General features: G+C 58.7%; 22 protein-coding genes. 15 read left to right on the forward strand and 7 right to left on the reverse strand.

Annotation, left to right across the window (positions count from 1 at the left end):
• Positions 1 to 396 (forward strand): DUF423 domain-containing protein, encoded by a 396-nt coding sequence (locus Electrica_RS04450; RefSeq protein ID WP_100684494.1) that lies wholly within the window; start codon positions 1 to 3, stop codon positions 394 to 396.
• Positions 389 to 1,489 carry a 23S rRNA (cytidine(2498)-2'-O)-methyltransferase RlmM gene (gene rlmM / locus Electrica_RS04455; RefSeq protein WP_141963624.1) on the forward strand — a complete coding sequence of 367 codons (1,101 nt, stop codon included), beginning with the start codon at positions 389 to 391 and terminating at the stop codon, positions 1,487 to 1,489. Before Electrica_RS04450 ends, rlmM begins: the two co-directional genes overlap by 8 nt.
• 145 nt (positions 1,490 to 1,634) lie before the next feature.
• Here the strand turns inward: rlmM and xni are convergent, their stop codons facing one another.
• Entirely contained in the window at positions 1,635 to 2,396 is a 762-nt protein-coding gene (gene xni / locus Electrica_RS04460; protein WP_141963626.1) for a flap endonuclease Xni, read from the reverse strand.
• A 120-nt stretch (positions 2,397 to 2,516) separates the two neighbouring features.
• Complete coding sequence (locus tag Electrica_RS04465; RefSeq protein WP_141963629.1) at positions 2,517 to 4,460, reverse strand: sigma-54-dependent Fis family transcriptional regulator; 1,944 nt, start codon at positions 4,458 to 4,460, stop codon at positions 2,517 to 2,519.
• 271 nt (positions 4,461 to 4,731) lie between these two features.
• Here Electrica_RS04465 and ssuD point away from each other — a divergent pair, with 271 nt between their 5' ends.
• The 8 genes from ssuD (at position 4,732) to Electrica_RS04505 (ending at position 14,238) form a co-directional block, all read left to right on the forward strand.
• Positions 4,732 to 5,904, forward strand: a complete 1,173-nt coding sequence (gene ssuD / locus Electrica_RS04470; RefSeq protein ID WP_131048680.1) for an FMNH2-dependent alkanesulfonate monooxygenase — start codon at positions 4,732 to 4,734, stop codon at positions 5,902 to 5,904.
• Between the two features lie 46 nt (positions 5,905 to 5,950).
• Complete coding sequence (locus Electrica_RS04475) at positions 5,951 to 7,348, forward strand: FAD/NAD(P)-binding protein (protein ID WP_141963631.1); 1,398 nt, start codon at positions 5,951 to 5,953, stop codon at positions 7,346 to 7,348.
• Between the two features lie 71 nt (positions 7,349 to 7,419).
• Positions 7,420 to 8,826: an LLM class flavin-dependent oxidoreductase gene (locus Electrica_RS04480; protein WP_131048682.1), complete on the forward strand. Its 1,407-nt coding sequence runs from the start codon at positions 7,420 to 7,422 to the stop codon at positions 8,824 to 8,826.
• On the forward strand, positions 8,823 to 9,842 hold the full coding sequence (locus tag Electrica_RS04485) for a methionine ABC transporter ATP-binding protein (RefSeq protein ID WP_131048683.1): 1,020 nt from the start codon (positions 8,823 to 8,825) through the stop codon (positions 9,840 to 9,842). The genes Electrica_RS04480 and Electrica_RS04485 overlap by 4 nt, the downstream gene beginning before the upstream one ends.
• Positions 9,839 to 10,537, forward strand: a complete 699-nt coding sequence (locus tag Electrica_RS04490; RefSeq protein ID WP_141963633.1) for a methionine ABC transporter permease — start codon at positions 9,839 to 9,841, stop codon at positions 10,535 to 10,537. The genes Electrica_RS04485 and Electrica_RS04490 overlap by 4 nt, the downstream gene beginning before the upstream one ends.
• On the forward strand, positions 10,534 to 11,412 hold the full coding sequence (locus Electrica_RS04495; RefSeq protein WP_141963635.1) for a MetQ/NlpA family ABC transporter substrate-binding protein: 879 nt from the start codon (positions 10,534 to 10,536) through the stop codon (positions 11,410 to 11,412). The genes Electrica_RS04490 and Electrica_RS04495 overlap by 4 nt, the downstream gene beginning before the upstream one ends.
• A 170-nt stretch (positions 11,413 to 11,582) precedes the next feature.
• A complete protein-coding gene (locus Electrica_RS04500; RefSeq protein WP_141963637.1) occupies positions 11,583 to 13,004 on the forward strand; it encodes an MFS transporter in 1,422 nt (473 codons plus the stop codon).
• A gap of 10 nt (positions 13,005 to 13,014) precedes the next feature.
• Positions 13,015 to 14,238, forward strand: a complete 1,224-nt coding sequence (locus tag Electrica_RS04505; protein WP_131048687.1) for an acyl-CoA dehydrogenase family protein — start codon at positions 13,015 to 13,017, stop codon at positions 14,236 to 14,238.
• 40 nt (positions 14,239 to 14,278) lie between these two features.
• On the opposite strand, the gene Electrica_RS04510 is transcribed toward Electrica_RS04505, so the two are convergent.
• The 5 genes from Electrica_RS04510 to queF form a co-directional block, all read right to left on the reverse strand.
• The gene (locus Electrica_RS04510) at positions 14,279 to 15,214 is read right to left on the reverse strand and encodes a sulfonate ABC transporter substrate-binding protein (protein WP_141963639.1); all 936 of its coding nucleotides are present in this window, start codon (positions 15,212 to 15,214) and stop codon (positions 14,279 to 14,281) included.
• 146 nt (positions 15,215 to 15,360) lie between these two features.
• The gene (locus tag Electrica_RS04515; RefSeq protein ID WP_141963641.1) at positions 15,361 to 16,728 is read right to left on the reverse strand and encodes an L-serine ammonia-lyase; all 1,368 of its coding nucleotides are present in this window, start codon (positions 16,726 to 16,728) and stop codon (positions 15,361 to 15,363) included.
• Positions 16,729 to 16,784: 56 nt separating this feature from the next.
• Positions 16,785 to 18,074, reverse strand: coding sequence for an HAAAP family serine/threonine permease (locus Electrica_RS04520; RefSeq protein WP_141963643.1), 1,290 nt, complete (start codon positions 18,072 to 18,074; stop codon positions 16,785 to 16,787).
• 544 nt (positions 18,075 to 18,618) lie between these two features.
• Positions 18,619 to 19,986, reverse strand: a complete 1,368-nt coding sequence (gene ppnN / locus Electrica_RS04525; RefSeq protein ID WP_131048691.1) for a nucleotide 5'-monophosphate nucleosidase PpnN — start codon at positions 19,984 to 19,986, stop codon at positions 18,619 to 18,621.
• A 111-nt stretch (positions 19,987 to 20,097) separates the two neighbouring features.
• Positions 20,098 to 20,943 carry an NADPH-dependent 7-cyano-7-deazaguanine reductase QueF gene (gene queF / locus Electrica_RS04530; protein WP_131048692.1) on the reverse strand — a complete coding sequence of 282 codons (846 nt, stop codon included), beginning with the start codon at positions 20,941 to 20,943 and terminating at the stop codon, positions 20,098 to 20,100.
• 68 nt (positions 20,944 to 21,011) lie between these two features.
• On the opposite strand from queF, the gene syd reads away from it, so the two are divergent.
• From syd to gudP, 5 genes are all read left to right on the forward strand, one after another.
• On the forward strand, positions 21,012 to 21,557 hold the full coding sequence (syd, locus tag Electrica_RS04535) for a SecY-interacting protein (RefSeq protein WP_131048693.1): 546 nt from the start codon (positions 21,012 to 21,014) through the stop codon (positions 21,555 to 21,557).
• A gap of 793 nt (positions 21,558 to 22,350) precedes the next feature.
• Positions 22,351 to 22,680 (forward strand): YqcC family protein, encoded by a 330-nt coding sequence (locus Electrica_RS04540; protein WP_100684511.1) that lies wholly within the window; start codon positions 22,351 to 22,353, stop codon positions 22,678 to 22,680.
• Positions 22,680 to 23,474 (forward strand): tRNA pseudouridine(65) synthase TruC, encoded by a 795-nt coding sequence (gene truC / locus Electrica_RS04545; RefSeq protein WP_100684512.1) that lies wholly within the window; start codon positions 22,680 to 22,682, stop codon positions 23,472 to 23,474. The genes Electrica_RS04540 and truC overlap by 1 nt, the downstream gene beginning before the upstream one ends.
• A gap of 2 nt (positions 23,475 to 23,476) precedes the next feature.
• Entirely contained in the window at positions 23,477 to 23,920 is a 444-nt protein-coding gene (locus Electrica_RS04550; protein WP_100684513.1) for a flavodoxin, read from the forward strand.
• A gap of 493 nt (positions 23,921 to 24,413) precedes the next feature.
• On the forward strand, positions 24,414 to 25,766 hold the full coding sequence (gene gudP, locus Electrica_RS04555) for a galactarate/glucarate/glycerate transporter GudP (protein WP_100684514.1): 1,353 nt from the start codon (positions 24,414 to 24,416) through the stop codon (positions 25,764 to 25,766).

Consider the following 25,766-nt stretch of genomic DNA (forward strand, 5'->3'; position numbering starts at 1 on the left):
ATGACCAGCCGTTTTATGCTGATATTCACCGCGATAAGCGGTTTTATCTTTGTTGCTCTGGGCGCCTTTGGCGCGCACGTGTTAAGCCGGTCGTTAGGCGCGGCGGAAATGGCCTGGATTCATACCGGGCTTGAGTACCAGGCCTTCCATACCCTGGCTATTTTGGGTCTGGCGGTGGCGATGCAGCGCCGTATCAGTATCTGGTTTTACTGGAGCAGCGTCTTTATGGCGCTCGGTACCGTTTTGTTCAGCGGCAGTCTCTATTGCCTGGCGCTGTCGCATTTACGCCTGTGGGCGTTCGTAACGCCGGTCGGAGGCGTGAGCTTCCTCGCCGGTTGGGTTTTAATGTTAATTGGTGCAATTCGTCTGAAACGTAAGGGCGTTGTTCATGAATAAGGTTGTCCTCTATTGTCGCCCCGGGTTTGAGAAGGAGTGCGCAGCAGAAATTACCGATAAGGCCTCCCGCCTTGAGGTGTTTGGTTTTGCCCGGGTGAAAGAAGACTCCGGCTATGTCATTTTTGAGTGCTATCAGATGGAAGATGGCGACAAACTGGTGCGTGAACTGCCGTTCAGCTCGCTGGTTTTCGCCCGTCAGATGTTTGTAGCCGGCGAACTGCTGCGCGACCTGCCGCCGGAAGATCGCATCACGCCGATCGTCGGGATGCTGCAGGGCGTGGTCGAGAAGGGCGGCGATCTGCGGGTGGAAGTGGCCGATACCAATGAAAGCAAAGAGCTGATGAGGTTCTGCCGTAAGCTGACGGTACCGCTGCGCGCGGCGCTGCGTGACGCGGGCGTGCTCACTAACTATGAAACGCCGAAGCGCCCGGTGGTGCATGTGTTCTTTATTGCCCCCGGCTGCTGCTATACCGGCTACTCGTACACCACCAACAACTCGCCGTTCTATATGGGGATCCCGCGTCTGAAGTTCCCGTCCGATGCGCCGAGCCGTTCTACGCTGAAGCTGGAAGAGGCGTTTCACGTCTTTATCCCGCAAGATGAGTGGGACGAGCGTCTGGGCAACGGGATGTATGCGGTGGATCTGGGGGCTTGTCCCGGCGGCTGGACCTATCAGCTGGTGAAACGCAACATGTGGGTCTCTTCCGTGGATAACGGCCCGATGGCGCAGAGTCTGATGGATACCGGACAGGTGACCTGGCTGCGTGAAGATGGCTTCAAGTATCGTCCAACGCGCAACAACATCTCATGGATGGTGTGCGATATGGTGGAGAAACCGGCGAAAGTGGCGGCGCTGATGGCGCAGTGGCTGGTGAACGGCTGGTGCCGGGAAACCATCTTTAACCTGAAGCTGCCGATGAAAAAGCGCTATGAAGAGCTGTCGCGTAACCTCGCCTATATCCAGGAACAGCTGGATGAACACGGGGTTAATGCCCAGATCCAGGCGCGCCAGCTGTATCACGACCGTGAAGAAGTGACCGTTCACGTCCGTCGCCTGTGGGCGGCCGTTGGCGGTCGTCGCGACGAACGCTAAGCCCGCGTCGCGTCCCGGATAACGGCTTCGTTATCCGGGTTCTGCCACCATCTGCGCATCCGAAACAATGTGCGTCACATCACAGATGGTCAATCCTGGCCTGTACGATTGCAGGCTACATCACCGGGCGGCTTCGCCCTGTCTGTTACGCCTGGGGGGCCAGCCGCAGCTGCTGTAAATTGCCGTCGAGCTGTAAATCGGTCTGCAGGCGGGCTATCTCGCGGCAGGTAAAGGCCATCTCTTTATGCTCTTCCAGTTTTTTACGCCATTTTTCAGGCACTTCTGCCAGCTGAGCATAGATGCCCTCCAGATCCTGATACTCCGTTAACAGTTGCGCCGCGCTCTTCGGTCCGATTCCGGCGACCCCCGGGACTTTTGAACTGCTTATTCCCGCCAGTCCCCAGTAATCAGGCAACTGCTCCGGCGTGACGCCGAACTCGTTGGCGATGAAAGGGGCGTCCAGCCAGCGTTTCTGAAAGTAGTCGCGGATCAGAATCGTCGGCGACAGCAGCTGGCAATAGCCTTTATCGGTCGAGACGATCGTCGCCTGATGTCCGGCATGGGCGACTTTGCATGCCAGCGTGGCGGCGAGGTCGTCCGCCTCGTTGCCTGCTAAAGCCCAGCAGCGGATCCCGCGCTGCTCAAAGGCCGCGCGCAGGGCGGGCATTTCGGCGTCGAGGGTTTCCGGCATGGGCGCGCGTCCGGCTTTGTATTCCGGCAGGCGCTGGTGTCGCCAGCCCTGCGCGCGATCTTCGTCATCAAAAACCGCCACGGCATGGGTGGGCTGGCTATGAATGATGAGCTGCTCCAGCGCGTGCAGGCAGGTGTCAACGCAGGGGGACCCCTGCACCGCATGAATGCGGCGGATCAGATTGAGTGCGTCGACAATTAACAGATGAACGGCCACAGATACCTCCTGGCGAGCCTGTCGAAACCGGCCCTTATTCACAGAACCTTAAGGGTATCATTGCCGTGGCGGAGAGGCTATCGGCACGGGGTCATTCGGGAAGAGGCGCCGCAAAGAGGCTTACTCGGCGTGCAGCAGCAGGCCCGCTTCGCTGTTGGTGGCCTCGCCGTACCAGACCGCTTCGCGGACTGATACCGGCTTGCCAATCAGACCCAGCGCATAAAAACGGTCGGCAATAGTTTGCTGCGCGCGGATCACTTTGAGGTCCATCATCCGCGGGCGATGGCTGCGGCGGGCCAACGCCAGCGAGAGCGATGCGACGTTAATCCCCAGCTCCGCCGCCAGCAGCCCGGCGGCTTCATCCCGCCGACGATCGATAAACTGCCCGGTTTGCGTCAGCTCGTGCAGCAGGCGCTGCATGATATCGCCGTGGCGCGTCACGTAGTCGCGGCGCGACAGGTAGAACTGATGGTTTTGCACCCGACCTTCGCCGTTGGCCACCACCCGTAGCTCCCCGGTGTGTTCGGCGTCGCTTAACAGCGGATCCCACATCATCCAGGCATCCACCGCCAGATAGTCGCTGGCGGTCAGCGGGTATTTGGGCGGGGTGTAGACAATCCTGACGTCATTTAAGCCCAGCCCCGCCTCCTCGAGAATCTGCAACAGCAGCCAGTGTACGTTTGACCCTTTATTCAGCGCAATACGTTTCCCGCGCAAATCGGCAATTGTGCGGATCGCGCTATGCTGCGGGACAACCATCGCGACGCTTTGCGGCGCGGGCGGTTCCCACGCCACGTACACCAGCTCGCTGTTGCTGGACTGGGCAAAGACCGGCGGCGCTTCGCCGGTGGTGCCAAAATCGATTTCGTGACAGGCGAGGGCGTGCAGCAGCTGCGGTCCGGCGGGAAATTCGCTCCACAACACGCTGACGCCAAGATGGGCGAAGGCGCTCTCCAGACTCTGCCGGGCCTTTAAAATGCCCAGATTGCCAAAGCGCTGATAGCCAATTCGTAACTCGCGGTCGGCGGAAACGGCGCCGGACAGCGGGCGCGGCGGGATTTCTGGTCGCCGACGGCTTTTAATCAGTCCAATGTTGGCCAGCTGCGTGCGTAAGGTATGGCGACTGATGCCCAGCAGCGCCGCCGCCTGACTTTGGTTGTCATCGCAGCGGGCCATCGCCCCGCGGATCAGCGCCCCGGTCATGCGCTCCCACAGCGCCTCGCCGGGTTGGTTAAGCTGCTGATAGATAAAACTATCCAGTTCGTTGTCCGTGGCGGTCGCCGGCGTATCGTGCAACGTGCTCAGCCGCAGCTGCGCGGGCGTGATCTCCTCCTCTTTGCTGAGCAGAACCGCGTTATGCAATGTATTTTCCAGTTCGCGGATATTGCCGGGCCACGGATAGTCCATCAGTCTCGCCAGCGTTTCCGGCGCCAGGCGGCGGGTCGGGCGGCCCAGGCGGCGGGCATATAGCGTTAAAAAGTGATTGGCCAGCTGAGGAATATCCTGGCGGCGCTGGCGCAGCGGCGGCAGCGGCACAATGGCGATATTCAAACGGTAGTAGAGGTCTTCGCGAAAGCGGCGTTCGCGGATCGCCTGGGCTAAATCGACATGGGTGGCGGCGATGACCCGCACATTCACTTTGATGGCCTTGCGCGAACCGACGCGGGTAATTTCCCGCTCCTGCAGCACGCGCAGCAGCTTAACCTGCAGCGGCAGGCTGAGTTCGCCGATCTCATCGAGCAGCAGGGTCCCGCCCTCGGCGGCTTCAAACCAGCCGGGGTGGCTCTGCACCGCGCCGGTAAAGGCGCCTTTTTCATGGCCGAAGAGTTCAGCTTCCGCCAGGCTTTCGGTCAGCGCGCCGCAGTTAACGGCAAGAAACGGCTGGTGGCGACGCGTGCTGTGATGATGAAGATAGCGGGCGACCACCTCTTTACCGGTGCCGGTTTCGCCGACGATCAGCACGGTGGCTTCCGTGGGCGCCAGTTTATCCAGCAGGCTCTGAAACGCTTTCGACGCCGGGTCGATGAGCACGGGCGTATCGGACAGGGATTCAGGATTGAGCATGGCGGACCTCCGTTAAATGACGCTTTGAACTTATCCTTTGCCGGCGGCAGACACCAGAGGGGGACGCCGCCGGTTTGCTGCAAAACCGACAGCGCCCACGCAGGCGCTGACGCATTTGCAACAGCTGAGACGCCGGACGTGTTTTTTAATACATTGATTTTGTTTTATTTATTTTCATCTCGTCGTTGGCACGATAATCGCTAACAGTCATATAACCAAATTAAAACATCTCTTCGATAAATATCGAATATGGTTATATAGGAAATGGATAATGACGCAGAAAGCGAACGATAAGATCAATGTGTTCTGGTTTTTGCCCACCCACGGCGATGGCCGTTATCTGGGCACCACTGAAGGCGGCCGCCCGGTGGATCTACCTTATCTCCAGCAGGTCGCGCTGGCCGCCGATAGCCTTGGCTATTACGGCGTCCTGATTCCGACCGGAAAAAGCTGCGAGGACTCCTGGCTGGTGGCGTCGGCGCTGGCGCCGTTGACCCGTCGCCTGCGTTATCTGGTGGCGGTGCGCCCTGGGCTACAGCCGCCGACGCTGGCGGCGCGAATGGCGGCTACCCTCGATCGTTTGTCGGAGGGGCGGCTGCTGATCAACGTGGTGACCGGCGGCGATCCGGTGGAGAACAAAGGCGATGGGATCTTCCTCAATCACAGTGAACGCTACCAGGTGACCCGCGAATTTCTCGACGTGTACTCCCGTTTGCTGAAAGGCGAAAAGGTGGACTATCGCGGCAAGCATATTCATGTCGAAGGGGCGGAGGTGCTGTTTCCGCCGGTGCAGGAAGATGGCCCGCCGCTCTATTTTGGCGGCTCGTCAGACGACGCCATCGACGTCGCCGCTGAGCATATCGACAGCTACTTAACCTGGGGCGAGCCGCCGGAAAAAGTGGCGGAAAAGCTGGCTATCGTCAGTGAACGCGCCGCCGCCCGTGGACGCACCCTGCAATACGGTATTCGCCTGCACGTGATTGTCCGTGAAACGGAAGAGGAGGCCTGGGCCGCCGCCGACCGGCTGATTGCCCACCTGGATGATGACACCATTGCCCAGGCGCAGAAGATTTTTGCGCGCATGGATTCCGCGGGCCAGGCGCGGATGAGCGCCCTGCACAACGGTTCCCGCGACAATCTGCGTATCGCGCCAAATCTGTGGGCCGGCGTTGGGCTGGTGCGCGGCGGGGCGGGGACGGCGCTGGTGGGCAATCCGCAGCAGGTGGCGGAGCGCATCCGTGAATATCAGGCGCTGGGGATCACTAACTTTATCTTCTCCGGCTACCCGCATCTGGAAGAGGCGCACCGCTTTGCCGAGCTGGTGATGCCGCTGCTGCCGCTGGCCAGCAACGCGCAGCCAAAGGCGCGCGGTGTCAATACCGGGCCGTTCGGTGAAACCATCGGCGGCGATAAGCGCCCGGTAAAACAGGTCAGCGCCAGCTGAGCGGGGGTCGCTATGTTTCGCTTCTTCTTTTATAAGGCGGTGGCCTATGCCCGCTGAACCTCACATCGTTATTGTCGGCGGCGGCTTTAGCGGCGCGGCGGTGGCGATTCATCTGCTTGGCCTGATGCCGCAAGGGCTACGGGTGACGCTGCTGGAGCCGCGTAGCGTTGTTGGCGCAGGCGTCGCCTATTCCACCGCGGAACCCAGCCACCGCATCAACGTGCCCGCCTCGCGGATGCAGTTGGCCGGTGAGGAAGAGGGCGCTTTTGACCGCTGGTACCGTAGTCAGCCTGCTTTTGCTGACGACCCGCAGGCGCGGCGTGAAGACGGCGCGCTGTACCCCCAGCGCGGCCAGTTTGGGCGCTATGTCAGCCAGCGTTTCGCCGCGGCGGTACAGGCGAGCGGCGGACGGCTGGTTCACCTGCGCGAACAGGCGCTGAGCGTTGACGAAAGCGGTCTCATCACCGATACCGGTCGTCGGCTGCAAAGCGATGTGCTGATTCTGGCGACTAGCCATCCGCCGCCGGCGCTGCCGCGGCTGGCGGCGCCGTTTCACGACCATCCGGCGCTGATTGCCAACCCGTGGCGCGCGGACAGTCTGGCGACAATCGCCCCGTATGCGCGGGTGGCGGTGATGGGAACCGGGCTGACGATGGCGGACTGCATCGCCACGCTATCCCGGCTCGGCCACCGCGGACCGATTAGCGCCTTTTCGCGCCACGGTCTGCTGTCCAGGGGCAACACCGGCGGCGCTGCGACGCCCTGGCCGGGCGAGTACGCTCAGGGCTCGCTCCGTCAGCGGCTGCGGCAGGTGCGCGCCGATGTTGCCCGCGCGGCAGAGCAGGGGCTTCCCTGGCAGGTGGTGCTCGACGCGGTGCGCCAGCAGGGACAACACATCTGGCAGAGTCTGACGTTTGCCGACCGTCAGCGCTTCCTGCGTCATCTGCGGCGCTACTGGGATGTGCATCGTTATCGCATTGCGCCGCAGGTCGCCGAGGTGCTTGAGCAACGTCAGCGCGAGGGGAGTCTGAAGGTGCTGGCCGCACGGCTGACGGCGCTGGAGAGCGAAGCGCGTTCTCTGAGACTGACCCTGACCGCGCGCGAAGGTGCGCGCATCGCCCTGACGGTCGATAGCCTGATTCTGACGACCGGCCCGGCCCACGGCGGGCTGATCGACAGCCAGCCGCTGCTGCGCGAGCTGGCCCGGCGCGGTCTGATTCGCGTCGATAAGCTGGGTCTTGGGCTGGACGTTGATGCTCGCTCCCGGGCGATTGGCCGAGAGGGGCGCGCGTTGCCCAATCTGCTGATCTCTGGCCCGGCGGCGCGCGGCTATTTTGGCGAACTGATGGGGCTGCCGCAGGTGGCCGACCATGCCGCCGCCGTCGCCGCTGAAGCTTTACAGGCGCTGGGGATTGGGCAATTCGCCCGATGTCCCACGATCTAACCCCCATTCCCCCTTTTTCTTTGATGTATTAAGCGTGCGTTCCGTTGAAGGAATGCACCGTGGAGAGCCCTATGTCATCACAACGTGAAATTCGCCTGAATGCTTTTGATATGAACTGCGTCGGCCACCAGTCGCCGGGTCTGTGGACCCATCCGCGCGACCGCTCCTGGCAGTATAAGGACCTTGATTACTGGGTTGACCTGGCGCGCCTGCTGGAACGCGGTAAGTTCGACGGCCTGTTTATTGCCGACGTACTGGGGATTTATGACGTACTGAATGGCAACGGCGATGCCGCCATTCGCCAGGCGACGCAGGTGCCGGTGAACGATCCGCTGGCGTTGATTACCCCGATGGCGCTGGTGACGGAGCATCTGGGCTTTGGCCTGACCGCGTCGCTGTCGTTTGAGCACCCGTACCCGTTTGCCCGCCGTCTCTCGACCCTTGATCACCTGACCAAAGGCCGGGTGGGCTGGAACATCGTCACCTCGTATCTGGAAAGCGGGGCGCGCAACATTGGTCATCAGGCGCAGACTGATCACGATGCGCGCTATGACTACGCCGATGAGTATCTCGACGTGGTTTATAAGCTGCTGGAAGGGAGCTGGGAGGATGGCGCGGTGCTGCGCGATCGCGAGCGGGGGATCTTCAGCGATCCGCAAAAAATTCATCCGATCAACCACCAGGGCAACTTCTTCACCGTGCCGGGGATCCACCTCTGCGAACCGTCGCCGCAGCGCACGCCGGTACTGTATCAGGCCGGCGCCTCCAGCCGGGGTAAACAGTTTGCCGCCGGTCACGCCGAGTGCGTGTTTGTCGCCGCGCCGTCGAAAGTGCTGCTCAAAAAGACGGTGGCGGATATTCGCCGCCGCGCCGCCGAAGCCGGACGCGACCCGCGCAGCATCCTGATTTTCAACCTGCAAACGGCGATCGTCGGTGAAACTGACCGCGAGGCGCAGGCCAAATGGCAGGAGTATAAATCGTACGTCAGCTATGAAGGGGCGCTGGCGCTGATCTCCGGCTGGACCGGGATCGACTTCGGCCAGTATCAGCCGGATCAGGTGCTGAAATACCTGCATACCAACGCCATTCAGTCGGCGGTTGAAGCCTTTTCCACCGCCGATCCCGATCGCCAGTGGACGGTACAGGCGCTGGCCGACTGGGTCGGCATTGGCGGCTTCGGCCCGCTGATTGTCGGCAGTGCGCAAACCGTCGCCGACGAGCTGCAATCGTGGGTTGAGGAGACCGATGTTGACGGTTTCAACCTGGCGTATGCCGTTACCCATGAAACCTTCCGCGATGTGGTGGAACTGCTTATTCCCGAACTGCAAAAACGCGGCGTCTTTAAGCAGGAGTATCGCGAAGGCACCCTGCGCGAAAAACTGTTTGGCGCCGGGCCACGGCTGGTGGCGCCGCATCCGGGCGCCGGATACCGGCGTGGCGCCCGCATCGACGTCGGGACAGAGGAGAAGGTGACATGATCGAAATTGACAACCTGCATAAAAGCTATCGTACCGCAGACGGGCGGGTCAGCGAGGTGCTGAAGGGGCTGTCGCTGCGGGTGCCGACCCGCTCGATCACCGCGGTGGTCGGGCCGAGCGGCGCGGGAAAATCGACCCTCGCGCGCCTTATCAGTCTGCTGGAGCGCCCCGACAGCGGCAGTATTCGGGTTAACGGCAACGACCTGTCGTTGCTCAGCGGCGAGGCGCTGCGTCGCGAGCGACGCACCATTGGCACCGTTTTTCAGTCCTCCGCGCTGCTCAGCCGTAAAACGGCCTGGCAGAATATCGCCCTGCCGCTGGAATATCTCGGGGTGGTTGAACGCGATATTAAAGCCCGCGTCGGCGAATTGCTGGAGAGCGTGGGGCTGAGTCATAAGGCGGATGCCTGGCCGGCGCAGCTCTCCGGCGGCCAGCGCCAGCGGATTGCTATTGCGCGTGCGCTGGCGCTGCGCCCGTCAGTGCTGCTGGCGGATGAGGCCACTTCGGGGCTGGATCCGCAGGCCACCGCAACGGTGCTGAATTTGCTCAAACGCCTGCGCGATGAATACCGCCTGGCGATCGTGCTGATCACCCACGAGATGGATGCGGTACGGGCGGCGGCGGATGCGGTGGCGGAAATTCGCGATGGCGCGATTGTCCAGTCCGGCCAGGTGAAAGAGCTGCTGGCGCGCCCGGATTCGCTGCTGGGCCAGCAGCTGCTGCCACTCTCTCCGGTTACGGTCGCCAGCGATCTGCTGTTGCGGCTGAGCTATCGCTGGGATGTTCCGGTGGCGACCGACTGGATCAGTCGTCTGAGCCAGCAGTTCGCCCTGCAGATAGATGTGCTCGGGGGGCACGTTGAGTTGATCAACGACCGGCTGGCGGGAAGGCTTCAGGTGGGCGTGCGTTTCCAGGGCGAGCGGCTGCCGCCGTCGAGGGTGCTGGCGCTGCTGGCCCAGCTTGGTATCGCGGCGCAGGTGCTGGATGGCGCGCCGGAACTCAAGGAGGCGGTATGAAACCCACGGTGATAAGCCAGGATACCCCCTGGAGCGAGATCCATACGCTGCTGCTGCCCGCGTATGGCGAAACCTGGCTGATGGTGGCCATTGTGATGCTGTTTGTGGTGACCCTTGGCGGGGTGGTCGGGGTGGTGCTGTTCAATGCCTCGCCGCGCGGATTATTCCCGCATGTCGCGCTGTACCGGGTACTGAACTGGCTGGTGAATATGGGGCGCTCTCTGCCGTTTCTGGTGCTGATGGCGGCGATTATTCCCTTCACCTTCTGGCTCACCGGGACGACGATCGGCATCCCGGCCGCTGTGGTGCCGATGATTGCCGCCGGGGTGCCGTTTTTTGGCCGGCTGGTGGAAAACGCGCTGCGCGAACTGCCGGCGGAGGTCACCGCCGTGGGGATCGTCTGCGGCGGCTCGCGCTGGCAAATTATCCGCAGCGCCCAGTTGAGCGAAGCCCTGCCGGCGCTGGTGGCGGCAGTGACGCTAAATCTGGTCTCAATGATCGAATATTCCGCGATTGCCGGCACCATCGGCGCGGGAGGCATCGGTTATCTGGCGGTGGTTTACGGCTACCAGCGCTTCGACAACCACATCATGATCGCCACCATTATTGTGCTGATCGCCACGATTCAGCTGATTCAATTTTTCGGTGACCGCCTGGTCACCAAACTTCGCCACACGCAGGGGATCGCTTCATGACAACAGAACCGTTTGAATTACGTAAGGCCCGTCGCTGGCCGTGGCTGGCGGCGCTGCTGGTGATAGTGGCGCTGGCCGTCGCCTTCTGGTGGTGGCGGGGACAGGCCCAGTCGCAGCAGGTGGTGTTTGGCACCACCCTGAAAATCCACTATGAACCGGCGATGGCCGGCGAACAGAGAATTATCGAGTACATCGGCCAGCATATTGCGCCGGATTATGGCCTCAAGCTGGAGGCGGTGGGCGTGCAGGATCCGGTGCAGGCGGATCGCGCGGTGGCGCAAGGGGAGTACGCCGGAACCATCTATCAGCATCAATGGTGGCTGAAGCAGGTGGTGGATGCCAACGGCTTCGCGCTTTCCACCACGGTGCCGGTGTTCCAGTGGGCCTTTGGCATCTACTCCGATCGCTATAAATCGGTTAAGGATCTGCCGAACGGGGCGACGATCGTGGTGCCGGATGACGGCGCTAACCAGGGGCAGGCGCTGTGGCTGCTGCAGCGTATTGGCCTGATTACGCTCGACCCGGCGGTGGAGCCGCGTACGGCGAAGCTGAAAAATATCGTCGGCAACCCGCATCAGTTTCATTTCAAAGAGCTGGACCTGTTAACCATGCCGCGGGCGCTTAATTCGGTGGATGCGGCAATCGGCTATGTCTCGCAGTTTGATGCCGGAAAAGTGCTGCGCGAGAAGGGCATCTTATTCCCGCCTGCGCCGCGGACTTTTGCGTCGCAGTTGGTTATCGGGACGCCTTATCTGTCGCAGGAGAATATCGTCAAATTGCAGCAGGCGTTTTCCGACCCGCGCATTCAGAGCTGGTTGAAAACCACCGACGACCCGCTGGTTAAGGATGTGCTGGTGCCGGTTTCTGCGGAATAAGTTTGCCAATCGATGACCTTGCAGGACGGGCGAAAGCACGTCCTGATTTTGTTGTTTTATTTTTTTAACTTATTGAATATATTGATTTTTATATGCGTTTTTGTTGGTTTCACTTTATCGTCTGACGGCCTATAACTGCGATCACCTGCACAACATAATAAGGTGAAAACATGAGTACGCTGTCTGTTGATAATCCCGGCGTGGCCTCCGCTCCGGTGAGTAGCGTCGGGGATGTGGCGCGGCTGATCAATTCGGGCAAGGAACAGGCTAAATATGCGCGGATGATTGTCTTCCTCGCTCTCGGCGGCGTCTTTCTCGACGCCTATGATCTCACCACCCTCTCCTACGGCATCGATGACGTAGTGCGTGAATTCCAGCTCTCGCCGCTGCTGACCGGCCTGGTCACCTCATCGATCATGGTGGGTACCATTATTGGCAACGTGATCGGCGGCTGGCTGACGGATAAATATGGCCGCTATTCGGTGTTTATGGCCGACATGCTGTTTTTCGTCGTCTCGGCCATCGCTGCGGGTCTGGCCCCCAACGTCTGGGTGCTGATTGGCGCGCGTTTCCTGATGGGCATCGGCGTGGGTATCGATCTGCCGGTCGCTATGTCCTATCTCGCTGAATTTTCGCGTTTTACCGGCAAAGGTAATAAAGCGGCGCGCCTCGCCGCCTGGTGCCCGATGTGGTACGCCGCCTCGACGGTCTGCTTTCTGATTATTTTCGGCCTCTATTTCCTGCTGCCACAGGAGCACCTCGACTGGCTGTGGCGCGCCTCGCTGCTGTTTGGCGCCGTTCCGGCGCTGCTGATTATCGCCGTGCGCAGCAAGTTTATGAATGAGTCGCCGCTGTGGGCGGCAAACCAGGGGGACCTGACTTCAGCGGTGAGGATTCTGCGCGACTCTTACGGCATTGCCGCCCATGAGGCGCCGGCTGAACATCGCGCGCCGCCGCCGAAAGTGAGCTTCCGGGTACTGTTCGAAAAACCGTACCGCGAACGTACTATCGTCGCCGGGGTGATGAATATCTGTATCGCCTTTGAGTACACCGCCATCGCTTTCTTCCTGCCGTCGATTCTCGCCCGGTTTCTCGGCGCCGGGGTGTTTGAAACCCTCTCCGCCTCGCTGGGACTGAATGCGCTGTTTGCCTTTACCGGCGGGTTGCTGGGGATGCATCTGGCGTGGAAATACCCGTCGCGCCATGTGGCGATTGCCGGGTTTGCGCTGCAATTTATCGCCCTGATTGTCCTTGCCCTCGTCGGGCAGCCGCAGGCCACCGTCGGCGTAGTGCTGGCGATTGCGATGCTTGGGCTGTGGCTGTTTGCCGAGGGGTTTGGCCCCGGCGCGCAGCTGATGATTTATCCGGCGCTCTCCTATCCCACCGCGATTCGCGCCACCGGCGTCGGTTTCAGCCGGGCGCTCTCCGGGATCGGCAGCGCGCTGGCGCTGTTTGTGCTGCCGCTGCTGCAGGCCTCTCTCGGCACGCAAATGTTCTGGGTGGTGTCGCTGGCCGCCATTATTCCGATTTTCTTCCTGCTTGCGGTCCGCCACGAGCCGACGCGTCACGATATTGACGACAGCCACCATTGAGGAACAGATTATGACATTACTCTCTACCGGCACCGATTATGAACAGCTGGCCGCGGCTTTCCGGCCAATTTTTTCCCGTATTGCGCAGGGGGCGGCGAACCGCGAACAGCAGCGTATTTTGCCCGATGAGCAGATTCGCTGGCTGAAGGAGGCGGGGTTTGGCACGCTGCGCATTCCGCGGGAAAAGGGCGGCTGGGGCGCATCGCTGCCGCAGTTGATTGCCCTGTTGATTGAGCTGGCCCAGGCTGACTCCAACCTGCCGCAGGCGCTGCGCGCCCATTTTGCCTTTGTTGAAGACCGTCTGAATCAACCGGACTCCGCGCAGCGCGATCGCTGGTTTCAACGTTTTCGCGACGGTGAGCTGGTGGGCAGCGGCTGGACCGAAACGGGCGGGGTTAAACTTGGGGAGGTGATGACCCAGGTGACGCCGGATGACCACGGCTGGCGTTTAAACGGCGAGAAGTTTTACAGCACCGGAACGCTGTACGCCGACTGGATTGATGTTTTTGCCCGCCGCAGCGACAACCACGGCGACGTCATCGCGCTGGTCAGCACCCGGCAGAATGCCGTTGAGCGGGAGGATGACTGGGATGGCTTTGGTCAGCGTCTGACCGGCAGCGGTACCACCCGCTTTAAGCAGGCGCAGGTTGAGCAGGAGCATGTCTATGATTTTGCTGAACGCTTTCGCTATCAGACCGCCTTTTATCAGCATATCTTACTGGCGACGCTGGCGGGAATCGGCCTGGCGGTAGAGCGCGACGCGGCCGAGGGGGTGAAAAAACGCCGCCGCATGTACAGCCACGGCAATGCCGCCGTGCCGCGCGACGATCCTCAGGTGCTGCAGGTGGTGGGGCAAATCAGTAGCTGGGCGTGGGCGACCCGCGCGGCGGTACTGCAGGCGGCGGAGTCTTTGCAGCAGGCCTATATTGTTCATGCCAGCGGCGATGAGGCGCTGATTGAGCAGCGCAACCGGCTGGCGGAGGTCGAAGCGGCGCAGGCGCAGGTGGTTGCCAGCGAGTGGGTGCCGCGCGCGGCGACCGAGTTGTTCAACGCCCTCGGCGCGTCGGATACCCGGGTGGGGAAAGCGCTCGACAGGCACTGGCGCAACGCGCGCACCGTGGCCTCGCATAACCCGGTTATCTACAAAGCGCGCAATATCGGCAACTGGCTGGTCAACGGCGAAGCGCCGACCTTTATCTGGCAGATTGGCGATGGCGAAAAGGCGCAGGGTTAGCAAGAGGGAAGGCGACGGGGAGGCCCGTCGCCGGCAAGGGTTATTTATCCTGCGACCAGCTGGCGCTGCGCACGTCCACTTTCACCGGCAGCAGGCCGATACGGGTGAAGGTATCCGCCAGCGCCTGCTGCTCGTTATACACTTCAGGCGTCATGCGTTCAGCGCCGTAGGGCAGGCGGGCAAGGGCTTTCAGCCAGATAGCCTTGTCCAGCCCGGTTGAGGTTGACAGAATGCCGGCGGCATCCTCCTGGTGGGTGTTGGCCCAGTCGCTTAGCTGACTTAACTCATCCACCACCTGTTTTGCCGTCTCAGGGTAGTTTTCGGCAAATTTGCGGCTGGCGAGATAGAAGGTGTAGTGCGGCACCAGCCCTTCAGCGTTGCGGAGCTGTCGCGCCCTGGCATTGGTTTCGACTTCGGCAAGGTACGGATCCCAGATAACCCACGCATCAATGGCCCCGCGCTGGAAAGCGGCGCGGGCATCGGCCGGAGGCAGGTAAACCGGAGTGATATCTTTATAGCTCAGTCCGGCTTTTTCCAACGCGGCGACCAGCAGGTAGTTGACGTCAGAGCCTTTATTCAGCCCCACGCGCTTGCCTTTCAGGTCGGCCACGTTGTGAATCGTCGAGTTTTCCGGCACCACGATGGCTTCAGTTTTGGGGTTGGCCGGCGAGTGCGCGAGGTAGACCAGATCCGCCTGTGCCGCCTGGGCAAAGGCCGGCGGCGCATCGCCGGTGGCCGCCAGGTCAATACTGCCGACGTTCAGCCCTTCCAGCATCTGCGGGCCGGCGGGAAATTCAATCCAGCGCACGGCGATTCCCTGCTTTTTGAAGCTTTCATCAAGGGTGCCGCGATATTTCAACAGGGCGAAGATATTGGCCTTCTGGTAGCCGATGTTGACGGTTTCCGGCGCTTTCGCCAGCGCGGAAGTGGATAAGCCAGCCAGCAGTAGCAGCGCGGCGCGGGATAATCTGTGCATGATTCGTTCTCCTTGAGCGGTTTTGCGTAAGGTAACAAATCGTCTTTATAACCAATAAATAACTAAATTATCATTTATATAACATAAATGAAGGGGGAGGCGGGGAGAGGAGAGCCCGGCATGCCGTAGCATACCGGGAGGGGGCGTTAATCGCAGGCGACGATTTTCATCGCCAGGCCACCGCGCGAGGTTTCGCGGTACTTGGCGTTCATATCTTTACCCGTTTCGTACATGGTTTCGATGACCTTATCGAGGCAGACGCGCGGTTCGCTGGTACGGCGCAGCGCCATTCGCGCGGCGTTGACCGCTTTGACGGCGGCGATGGCGTTACGTTCGATACAGGGAACCTGTACCTGGCCGGCAACCGGATCGCAGGTCAGACCCAGGTTATGTTCCATGCCGATTTCCGCCGCGATGCACACCTGGCCGGGGCTGCCGCCCAGCAGTTCCGTCAGGCCGGCCGCCGCCATTGAGCAGGCTACGCCGACCTCGCCCTGGCAGCCGACTTCGGCGCCGGAAATCGAGGCGTTCATCTTATACAGCGAGCCGATAGCGCTGGTTACCAGCAGGTAACGCGCCAGCGAATTGGCATTCACCTTGCGGATAAACTTGTCGTAATAGGCCAGCACCGCCGGCACGATGCCGCAGGCACCGTTGGTGGGCGCGGTCACTACGCGTCCACCGGCGGCATTCTCTTCATTGACCGCCAGCGCAAACATGTTGATCCAGTCAACCACCGCCATCGGGTCGCTGTTGGTATTGTCCTGGCTGACCAGCATCCGGCGCAGGGCGGCGGCGCGACGCGGTACCCGCATCTTGCCTGGTAGTACGCCTTCAGTGGTGATCCCGCGCTCAATACCGCTGCTCATCACTTCCCAGACGGCGGCGAAGTGCTGTTCCAACTGCTCTTTGCTGTGCAATGCCAGTTCGTTTTGCATCATCAGACCGGAAAGCGAGAGCCCGCTTTCGCGGCAGTGTCTTTGCAGGTCGGCCGCATTTTTGTACGGGTAAGGCACCACGGGCGGCGCTTCATTGCTCTGGCCGAAATGTTGTTCATCGACAATAAACCCACCGCCGATGGAGTAGTAAGTCTGGCTGTAGAGAACCTTGTCGCCGCCCAGGGCGGTGATGCGCATCCCGTTCTCATGCAGCGACAGGTTATCGGCATGGAAATTCATGCACTGGTCAACCGGGAATTCAACTTCCTGCTGACCGTTTGCCAGCATCAGGCTGCCGTGGGTGTTGACGTCCTGAATAAATGCCGGGATGGCGTCGATATCAACGCTGTCAGGCAGGTTGCCCGCCAGGCCCATAATAATTGCGATGTCGGTATGGTGGCCTTTACCGGTGAGGGAAAGGGAGCCGTAAACGTCGACAACGACTTTGGTGACGTCGGCAAGCAGCCCGCGGGCGATAAGATCGTCCGTGAATTGCTTGCCCGCTTTCATGGGGCCAACGGTATGGGAGCTGGAAGGGCCAATGCCGATTTTAAAAATATCGAATACGCTGATCATGTTGCATCCAGTACTGTCGGGGAGCGCGCCGCCTGCTGGCGGCGCGGGGGGAGAGATTAGCTGAACAGAGAGTAGAAAATCGCGGAGATAGCAATCAGGCCCATGAGCACCACGAAGACGTTGCTGATGTGGCCGCTGTATTTGCGCATGGCCGGGACTTTCTGAATGGCATACATCGGCATCAGGAACAGAATCATCGCGATAATCGGGCCGCCGAGGGTTTCGATCATCCCGAGGATGCTTGGGTTCAGCGTCGCCACAATCCAGGTGGTCACCAGCATGAACAGCGCCGTGATTTTGTTCAGTTTATTGATTTCGATGGATTTGCCTTTACCGCGCAGGGATTTAATCACCATGCCGTTAAAGCCTTCACGGGCGCCCAGGTAGTGGCCGAGGAAGGATTTAGTGATGGCGATCATCGCGATGATCGGCGCCATCCAGGCAATGACCGGTGCGTTAAAGTGGTTCGCCAGGTAAGACAGAATCGAGATGTTCTGCGCTTTTGCCTCCGCCAGGTCGGCCGGAGACAGGCTCAGTACGCAGCTGAAGACGAAGAACATCACGGTCAGTACCATCATGATATGAGCGCGAGCCAGGATGCTGGAGCACTTCTTCTCTGCGTCCTGACCGTACTCTTCACGCTTCGCCACGGCGAAGGAAGAGATGATCGGCGAGTGGTTAAAGGAGAAGACCATCACCGGAATCGCCAGCCAGAGAGTCATCCACAGACCATTGCCGCTAAAGGTGCTGCTGCTCAGGGAGAGGGTTTCCAGCGCCGCGCCGTTCCACTGAGGAATCAGGTACAGCGCGAGGATCATCAGCGCGACAACGAACGGGAACACCAGAATACTCATCGCTTTCACAATCATCTGCTCGCCGAAACGCACGATGGTCATCATGCCCACAATCAGAATCAGCGACAGGATCGCACGCGGCGGTGCGGTCATCTGCAGCTGGTGGGTCATAAAGCTCTCGACGGTATTGGTAATCGCCACGCTATACACCAGCAGAATCGGGTAGATGGCGAAGAAGTAGAGCAGAGTAATCAGTTTGCCTGCGCCGATACCGAAGTGCTCTTCCACCACTTCCGTGATGTTTTCCCCCGGATTCTTACCGGAAAGGACAAAACGGGTCATTCCGCGGTGGGCGAAAAAGGTCATCGGGAAGGCAAGAATTGCCATGATGATCAGGGGGATCATGCCGCCGACACCGGCATTAATCGGCAGGAACAACACGCCCGCACCGATTGCCGTACCGTACAGCCCCAGCATCCACATGGTATCTGTTTTGCGCCATCCGCTACGGGTTTCGCCCGATACGATAGTGCTGGTTTGAGTGGTTTCCATCTGTATCTCCTGGATGAAGCGACCAAATATAATGATTAAAATCAATTAAGTAATATGAAATGCGTTCGATTACGGTTTTTTAATGATTTTCTCCGTAACAAGTGGGGCGGAAAGATACATTTATCTGCTAAATGCATCAGTGATCGCGATCCCAATTGCAATAATCCACTTTCTGGGTGGGTATTTTTAGTTCAACAGTCTGTATCTGGTGATCAGCCAGGTATTTGTGGCGCGAAGGCTACCATTTACAGGATATGAGATAAAAGGAGGGAGGCTTAATAACGATGTTTTTACTGTAAAAATGAGATACTGGCGATGTTTTCACGTTTAAATGACTTTTTATCAGTGATATTTATTGCTTTTTACGTAAACGCAAACGATTGGCTTTGTAAGAATGTTACAAAGCATTCTTAAAATATATGGATCAATGGGAGCCTGGGCCGGGGAAGTTCAAGAGGCTAAAGGGAGTTTAAGATGGCAAGAAAAGGAGAAAGCGGATTACGCCAGCGCGTGCCGTAATCCGCAATGACGGGTTAACCCGCTATCAGGAACCGATTTCGTAGCAAGGGATATAAGCGGTGCCGCCCGGCAGCTTCATACGGTGCTGGGCGACGAAGCCTTGCAGCAGGTCGTCCATCCGACGCATCATCTCCGGATCGCCGTGCAGCTTGTAAGGGCCGAATTTTTCAATCGCCTGGATACCCACCTCTTTGACGTTGCCGGCCACGATGCCGGAGAACGCGCGTCGCAGGTCTGCTGCCAGCAACTCGACCGGCTGATCGGGATAAAGCTTGAGGTTGGCCATGTTTTCGTGCGTCGGATCGAAGGGCATTTGCAGATCCGGGGTGATACGAATCGACCAGTTAAAGCTGTAGGCATCGTCGGTTTCCCGGCGGCTCTCTTTCACCAGCGGCATCGCTTTCTTCATCTGGCGCGCCACTTCGCTGGCGTCGTCGATGATAATGCGATAGTGGCGACGCGCCGATTCGCCCAGCGTATGGACGATGAACTCATCCAGCACGCGGAAATAGTCGGCGCTCTCTTTTGGACCGGTGAGGATCAGCGGCAGGACCTGCGATGTGTTGGCCGGGTGCATTAGAATCCCCAGCAGATAAAGCAGCTCTTCCGCGGTGCCGACGCCGCCCGGGAAGATAATAATGCCGTGGGCGATACGGACAAACGCCTCAAGACGTTTTTCGATATCCGGCATGATCAGCAGTTCGTTAACCAGCGGGTTAGGCGGCTCGGCGGCGATAATTGATGGCTCGGTCATGCCGATAAAGCGGCTGTCTTTGTAACGCTGCTGGGCGTGGCCGACCGCGGCGCCTTTCATCGGCGCTTCCATCGCGCCTGGACCGCAGCCGGTGCAGATATTCAGTTCGCGCAGACCCAACTGAGTCCCGACGCGACGGGCGTACAGATATTCGTTTTCGTTAATTGAGTGGCCGCCCCAGCAGACGATCATATTCGGCGCTTCGCCGACGTGCAGCGCACGGGCGTTACGCAGAATAGAGAACACCAGGTTGGTGATATGCACTGAACTTTCGAGGTCGAGATTCGGGAAACGCACGGTGTTGTGAATCTGCCCGTAAACGAACAGGATATCGCGCAGTACGGCAAACAGGTTGGCCTGCAGGGAGCGGATAATGCGCCCGTCAACAAAGGCCTCTTCCGGGGGATTAATCAGTTCCAGCTTCACGCCGCGTTCACGACGCAGCACGTTGATATCGAAGTTTTCAAAACGAGACAGCAGCTCCTTGCTGTTATCGGTCAGGCTCCCCGAGTTGAGTACAGCAAGCGAGCAGTTACGAAAGAGTTGATAGAGATCACTGCTGGCGGTGCGTTTAAGCATATCCACTTCCAGCTGTGACAGCATATCCATTGAACCAAGCGGGCTAACGTGTGTAATCAAGTGAACTCCTTACAGGACGATTATCGTCTTCCTGTGATTACAATAGCCTTGCTGATGGCGTTTTCACAACCTTGCGCGCGGGTTAACGCACGCAAATTGTGAAAATGTTTATTATTGCCGCGCGAGGCGACCGGTGGCCGGAACAAAATCGGTGTTGCTGCGCCACGGGTTGATGTCCAGGCCGCCGCGTCGCGTGTAGCGCGCATAAACGGAAAGGGTTTCCGGCTGGCAGAAACGTTGAATATCGTTGAAGATGCGCTCTACGCACTGCTCGTGGAATTCGTTGTGGTGACGGAACGACACCAGGTAGCGCAGCAGCTTTTCGCGATCGATTCTGGAACCGCGGTACTGAATTTGCACCGAACCCCAGTCCGGCTGATGGGTAATCAGGCAGTTGGACTTCAGCAGATGGCTGACCAGCGTCTCCTCGACGACTTTGCCGCTTGCGGCATCCTGCAGATAGTCGGCGCTGAACTGGTAGTTATCGATTTCAATATCCTGAAAGTCGATGCAGGTGCCGTGCAGATGTGCGACCGGCTGGCCTTCGAGTTCGTCGAGGCGATAGAGTGAAACCGTGACTTCCCCCTGCGCGCAGGCGCTGAGATCGTGCGTCAGCGTCGCCTGAACCTCATGCCAGCTGGCAAAACGGGTCTGGTTAAAGCTGTTGAGATAGAGCTTAAAGCTCTTCGACTCGACCAGGTTCACGGTGGTGTCATTGAGTTCAACATGGCCCACGGCGACCTGCGGCAGCCCTTTAGCGTTGAGCCAGGAGAGTTCGTACAGCGTCCAGATATCGCCACCGTGAAAAGGCAGATTGTCCGCGTGCAGGCCCAGCGGATCGCGGTTCAGACTGCGCGGTACGCCCTGTAGCAGCGAGGCATCGTAAGTATCGCGGTAATCGGTTGATTTACCGAGCGTCAGGCCAGCGAGCGCCTGATGATTATCGTAAGAAGACATGTTTCACCATAGTAAAGCGGGTACACTATACGCCAAGTGTATCCTGTCTGACGTGAAGAGAGAAACCGGTGGACTATCAAACCGCAGAAGCGCTGCAAGCCTTCACCCAACGTTATTGCGCTGCCTGGCAGCAGCAGCGCGCCAGCCTGCCGCGTAGCGAAGAGCTTTATGGCGTACCGTCACCCTGCATCAGCGCGACGGACGACGACGCCGTTTTCTGGCAGCCGCAGCCTTTTACCGCGGAACAAAATATCAGCGCGGTTGAACGGGCACTGGATATTGTGGTACAACAGCCGATTCACAGTTATTATACCACTCAGTTCGCTGGCGATATGGCCGCGCGTTTTGCCGGTGAGACGATGCTGCTGCTGCAAACCTGGAGTCCGGATGACTTCCGGCGCGTGCAGGAGAATTTAATCGGCCATCTGGTGGTGCAAAAACGGCTGAAGCTGTCGCCAACGCTGTTTATCGCCACGCTTGAGAGCGAACTGGAGGTCATTTCGGTGTGCAATCTGAGCGGCGAAGTGCTTAAAGAGACGCTCGGCACGCGTAAACGCACCACTCTTTCGCCTTCCCTGGCAAGCTTCCTTGAGCAGCTTGAGCCGGTGCTGTAATCCATTTTTCCCCACCCGTTTGTGAGAGATCTCTTACAAGACCTGTAAGAGATCGTCATCATTTAAGCCAATTTTCCGAAGCTTTATTTCTTATAAATCAATACAATTCAGTGAGTTATTCTTCCTTTTGCCTGTTCAGCCAGGGATTAACCTTAAGAGATTCTCTTAAGAAGGCTTGTAAGACGAAGCGGAATCAGGGATCCTATGTGTGTCGACAGGAAGTCGCGAAATGAAGTGAACATCAGGATGATGACTCTTCATGCAGGACCCGCCGGGAAGGCGTTGCAAGGACAGGCTTCAGGATGAAGCGCAGGATAACGCAGGAACGCGTAAAGGACACCTCCAGGATGGAGAATGTGAGCCGCTCATGATGAACGGTGGATCAGGAAGATCGGGACAGACTTAAGGATAAGTGATTTCACATCGGGGTGGTGTGGGAGCAGGATGCACAGGTTTACGGATGAACATGGTCAGGAGACCTCAGGAAAAGTTTTCATGGACGAGCAGGGAGCACCAATGTAGCTGGATTGCTGCAAAACGAACCGGGAGCACTGTTTATACAGTGCTCCCTTTTTTTATGCCTGTTTTTTATTGCAGCGCCTTTGGCCGGGGCATTTGAGCGAAGGCCGCATCGCCTGGGACAGCTTCAGGCCATGCCGGGCAACGAGTCTGGCCCGTGCCGCCCTGGCGCATGACCGCGCGCGTTGTCATGTGCCGGGCGCCATGATTTTGAGTAGTTTTCGCCGCTGTATTTGCTATCCTGCGTCCGGTTTACAACTCATCGAGGTTTCCCATGACTCTTCACCTTAGCGTGCGCGAGCGTTTGCACGCCCTTGAAGCGCTGCTGCGCGAAACGGACCACTGGCAAGAAAATGCGCCGGAAAGCGGCGCTTTTGCCAGCCAACAGCCTTTCTGTATGGACACGCTTGAACCGCTGGAGTGGCTGCAGTGGGTCCTGATCCCTCGTATGCACCACTTACTCGATAGCGAACAGCCATTGCCGCAGGATTTCGCCGTTGCGCCCTACTATGAGATGGCTCTCGATGCCGCGCATCCGCTGCGCGAGCGGGTACTGGCTGAGCTGCTGCTGCTGGATACGTTATTTGCCGGTGATGACGCCTGATGCTGGAGATTATCTATCAGGATGAGTGGCTGGTGGCGGTGAACAAACCCTCCGGCTGGCTGGTTCATCGCAGCTGGCTGGACCGCGATGAAAAAGTGGTGGTGATGCAAACCGTGCGTGACCAGATTGGTCAGCATGTGTTTACCGCCCATCGCCTTGACCGCCCGACGTCGGGTGTCCTGCTGATGGGGCTGTCGAGCGAAGCGGGAAGGCGCCTGTCTCAACAGTTTGAGCAGCATCAGATACAAAAGCGCTACCACGCGGTGGTGCGCGGCTGGCTGACCGACGAAGCGGTGCTCGATTACCCGCTGGTGGAAGAGCTGGATAAAATCGCCGATAAATTTGCCCGTGACGATAAAGAACCCCAGCCGGCGGTTACGCGCTATCGCGGAATGGCGACCGTCGAAATGCCGGTGGCCACCGGACGTTATCCGACGACGCGCTACAGCCTGGTTGAGCTGGAGCCTGAAACCGGGCGTAAACACCAGCTGCGCCGCCACCTTTCCCATTTACGTCACCCGATTATCGGCGACAGTAAACACGGCGATCTCCGGCAAAACCGCAGCGCCGCAGAGCATTTTTCCGTTGACCGCTTGATGCTTCACGCCAGCCAGCTATCGTTAACGCATCCCTTTACCGGCGAGCCGTTGACGATCCGTGCGGGCCTTGACGAGGTCTGGATGCGGGCGCTGTCGCAGTTTGGCTGGCGCGGCCTTCTGCCGCTAAATGAAAGGGTTGAGTTTGCTGACGACAGCGGTCAGGATGAAGAAATTGAGGTCAATTCAGGGAGATAATCATGGCAGATATCGGTATTTTTGTAGGCACGATGTATGGAAACGCGCTGCTGGTGGCCGAAGAGGCTGAAGCCATTCTGAGCGGTCTCGGGCATAAAGCGAAGGTGTTTGAAGACCCGGAGGTTCAGGACTGGGAGCCGTACAGCGGCAAATATGTGCTGGTCGTCACCTCCACCACCGGTCAGGGCGATCTGCCGGACAGCATCGTCCCGCTGTATGAAGGGATGAAAGACATGTACCAGCCGCACCTGCGCTACGGGATTATCGCGCTTGGCGATAGCACCTACGCTAACTTTTGCGGCGGCGGTAAGACCTTCGATGCATTGCTGCAGGAGCAGGGCGCCAGACGTATCGGCGACATGCTGATGATCGATGCCAGCGAGGACCCTGAACCCGAGAGCGTGTCTAACCCATGGGTTGAACAGTGGGCGAGCCTGCTCGAATAAACCAATCCATCAACGGATAAAAGTTGCGCCCTCTCCCTACATAGAGGGCGTCACTTCCTGATGCCAGTGCCAGATAAACGGTCGATAAAATGTTAACCCTTTTACCGGTCCCGGACATCGGGCATTTGCACGACAAGCGGTTCACGCGGACGATTTATTCCGGGAGTTTCCACCGGGTCAAGTGAGGCATTTCACACTCCTGCCGTTTGTCTCGCCGTTTCCGCTGTTCCTCGCCTCCGCTTTTCATTTCCGTGAACTACCCCCTATCCCGTCAGGCATAAGCCATAAATCTATTGCTAAATCTCCGCTAAAGCTGTGTGTATGCACGGTGAGCCGCTCGGGCCCTCTTTTTATACTTTCCCTGCCAGTTAAAAAAGCAGCACGCCAGATAAAACGAAAACAATGAAAAACTCAAACACGTCATTCTGACTCCCCTACAGGTTGTGCCATTCAGAATGAACGTAGCTAACGGCTATGATTCAGGAGTGCAACAATGAGTACATTAAGTCAGGCGGCTAGCGGCGCGGAAAAACGCACCAATGCCCGCTACTGGATAGTGGTGATGCTGTTTATCGTCACCTCTTTCAACTACGGCGACCGCGCAACGCTGTCGATAGCCGGTTCGGAAATGGCCAAAGATATTGGCCTGGACGCGGTGGGCATGGGCTATGTTTTTTCCGCGTTCTCATGGGCCTACGTTATCGGTCAGATCCCCGGCGGATGGTTGCTGGACCGCTTTGGTTCAAAACGGGTCTATTTTTGGTCTATCTTCATCTGGTCGATGTTTACCCTGTTACAGGGCTTCGTCGATATCTTTAGCGGCTTCGGTATTATTATCGCGCTGTTTACCCTGCGATTTCTGGTCGGGCTGGCGGAAGCCCCCTCGTTCCCCGGCAACAGTCGAATCGTCGCGGCCTGGTTCCCGGCGCAGGAAAGGGGAACCGCGGTGGCGATATTCAACTCCGCGCAATACTTTGCCACCGTTATCTTCGCGCCGATCATGGGCTGGTTAACCCATGAAGTGGGCTGGTCGCACGTCTTCTTCTTTATGGGAGGGCTGGGGATTGTCATCAGTTTGGTATGGCTTAAAGTCATCCATGAACCGAATCAGCACCCCGGCGTAAACAAAAAAGAGCTGGAGTACATTGCCGAAGGCGGCGCGCTGATCAATATGGATCAGAAGAAAAATGTCCGCAAAGTCCCGCTTAGCGAAAAATGGGGGCAGATCAAACAGCTGATTGGCTCCCGGATGATGGTCGGGATCTATATCGGCCAGTACTGCATCAACGCCTTGACCTACTTCTTTATCACCTGGTTCCCGGTCTACCTGGTGCAGGCGCGCGGCATGTCGATTCTGAAAGCCGGCTTTGTCGCCTCGGTGCCGGCAATCTGCGGGTTTGCCGGCGGAGTTCTGGGCGGGATTATTTCCGACTGGTTAATGCGTCGCACCGGCTCGCTCAATATTGCCCGTAAAACCCCGATTGTCGCAGGCATGCTGATGTCGATGGCTATGGTGTTCTGTAACTACGTTAACGTGGAGTGGATGATTATCGGCTTCATGGCGCTGGCCTTCTTCGGCAAAGGGATTGGCGCCCTCGGCTGGGCGGTGATGGCCGATACGGCGCCGAAAGAGATCAGCGGTTTGTCGGGCGGATTGTTCAATATGTTCGGCAATATCTCCGGCATCGTGACGCCGATTGCGATTGGTTACATCGTCGGAACGACGGGCTCATTCAACGGCGCGCTGATTTACGTCGGGGTGCATGCGCTGGTGGCGGTACTGAGCTATCTGGTGCTGGTGGGCGATATCAAACGCATTGAACTTAAACCGGTCACGGAGCGCTAA

Origin of the sequence: Klebsiella electrica (assembly GCF_006711645.1) — a bacterium.
Classification (GTDB): domain Bacteria; phylum Pseudomonadota; class Gammaproteobacteria; order Enterobacterales; family Enterobacteriaceae; genus Klebsiella; species Klebsiella electrica.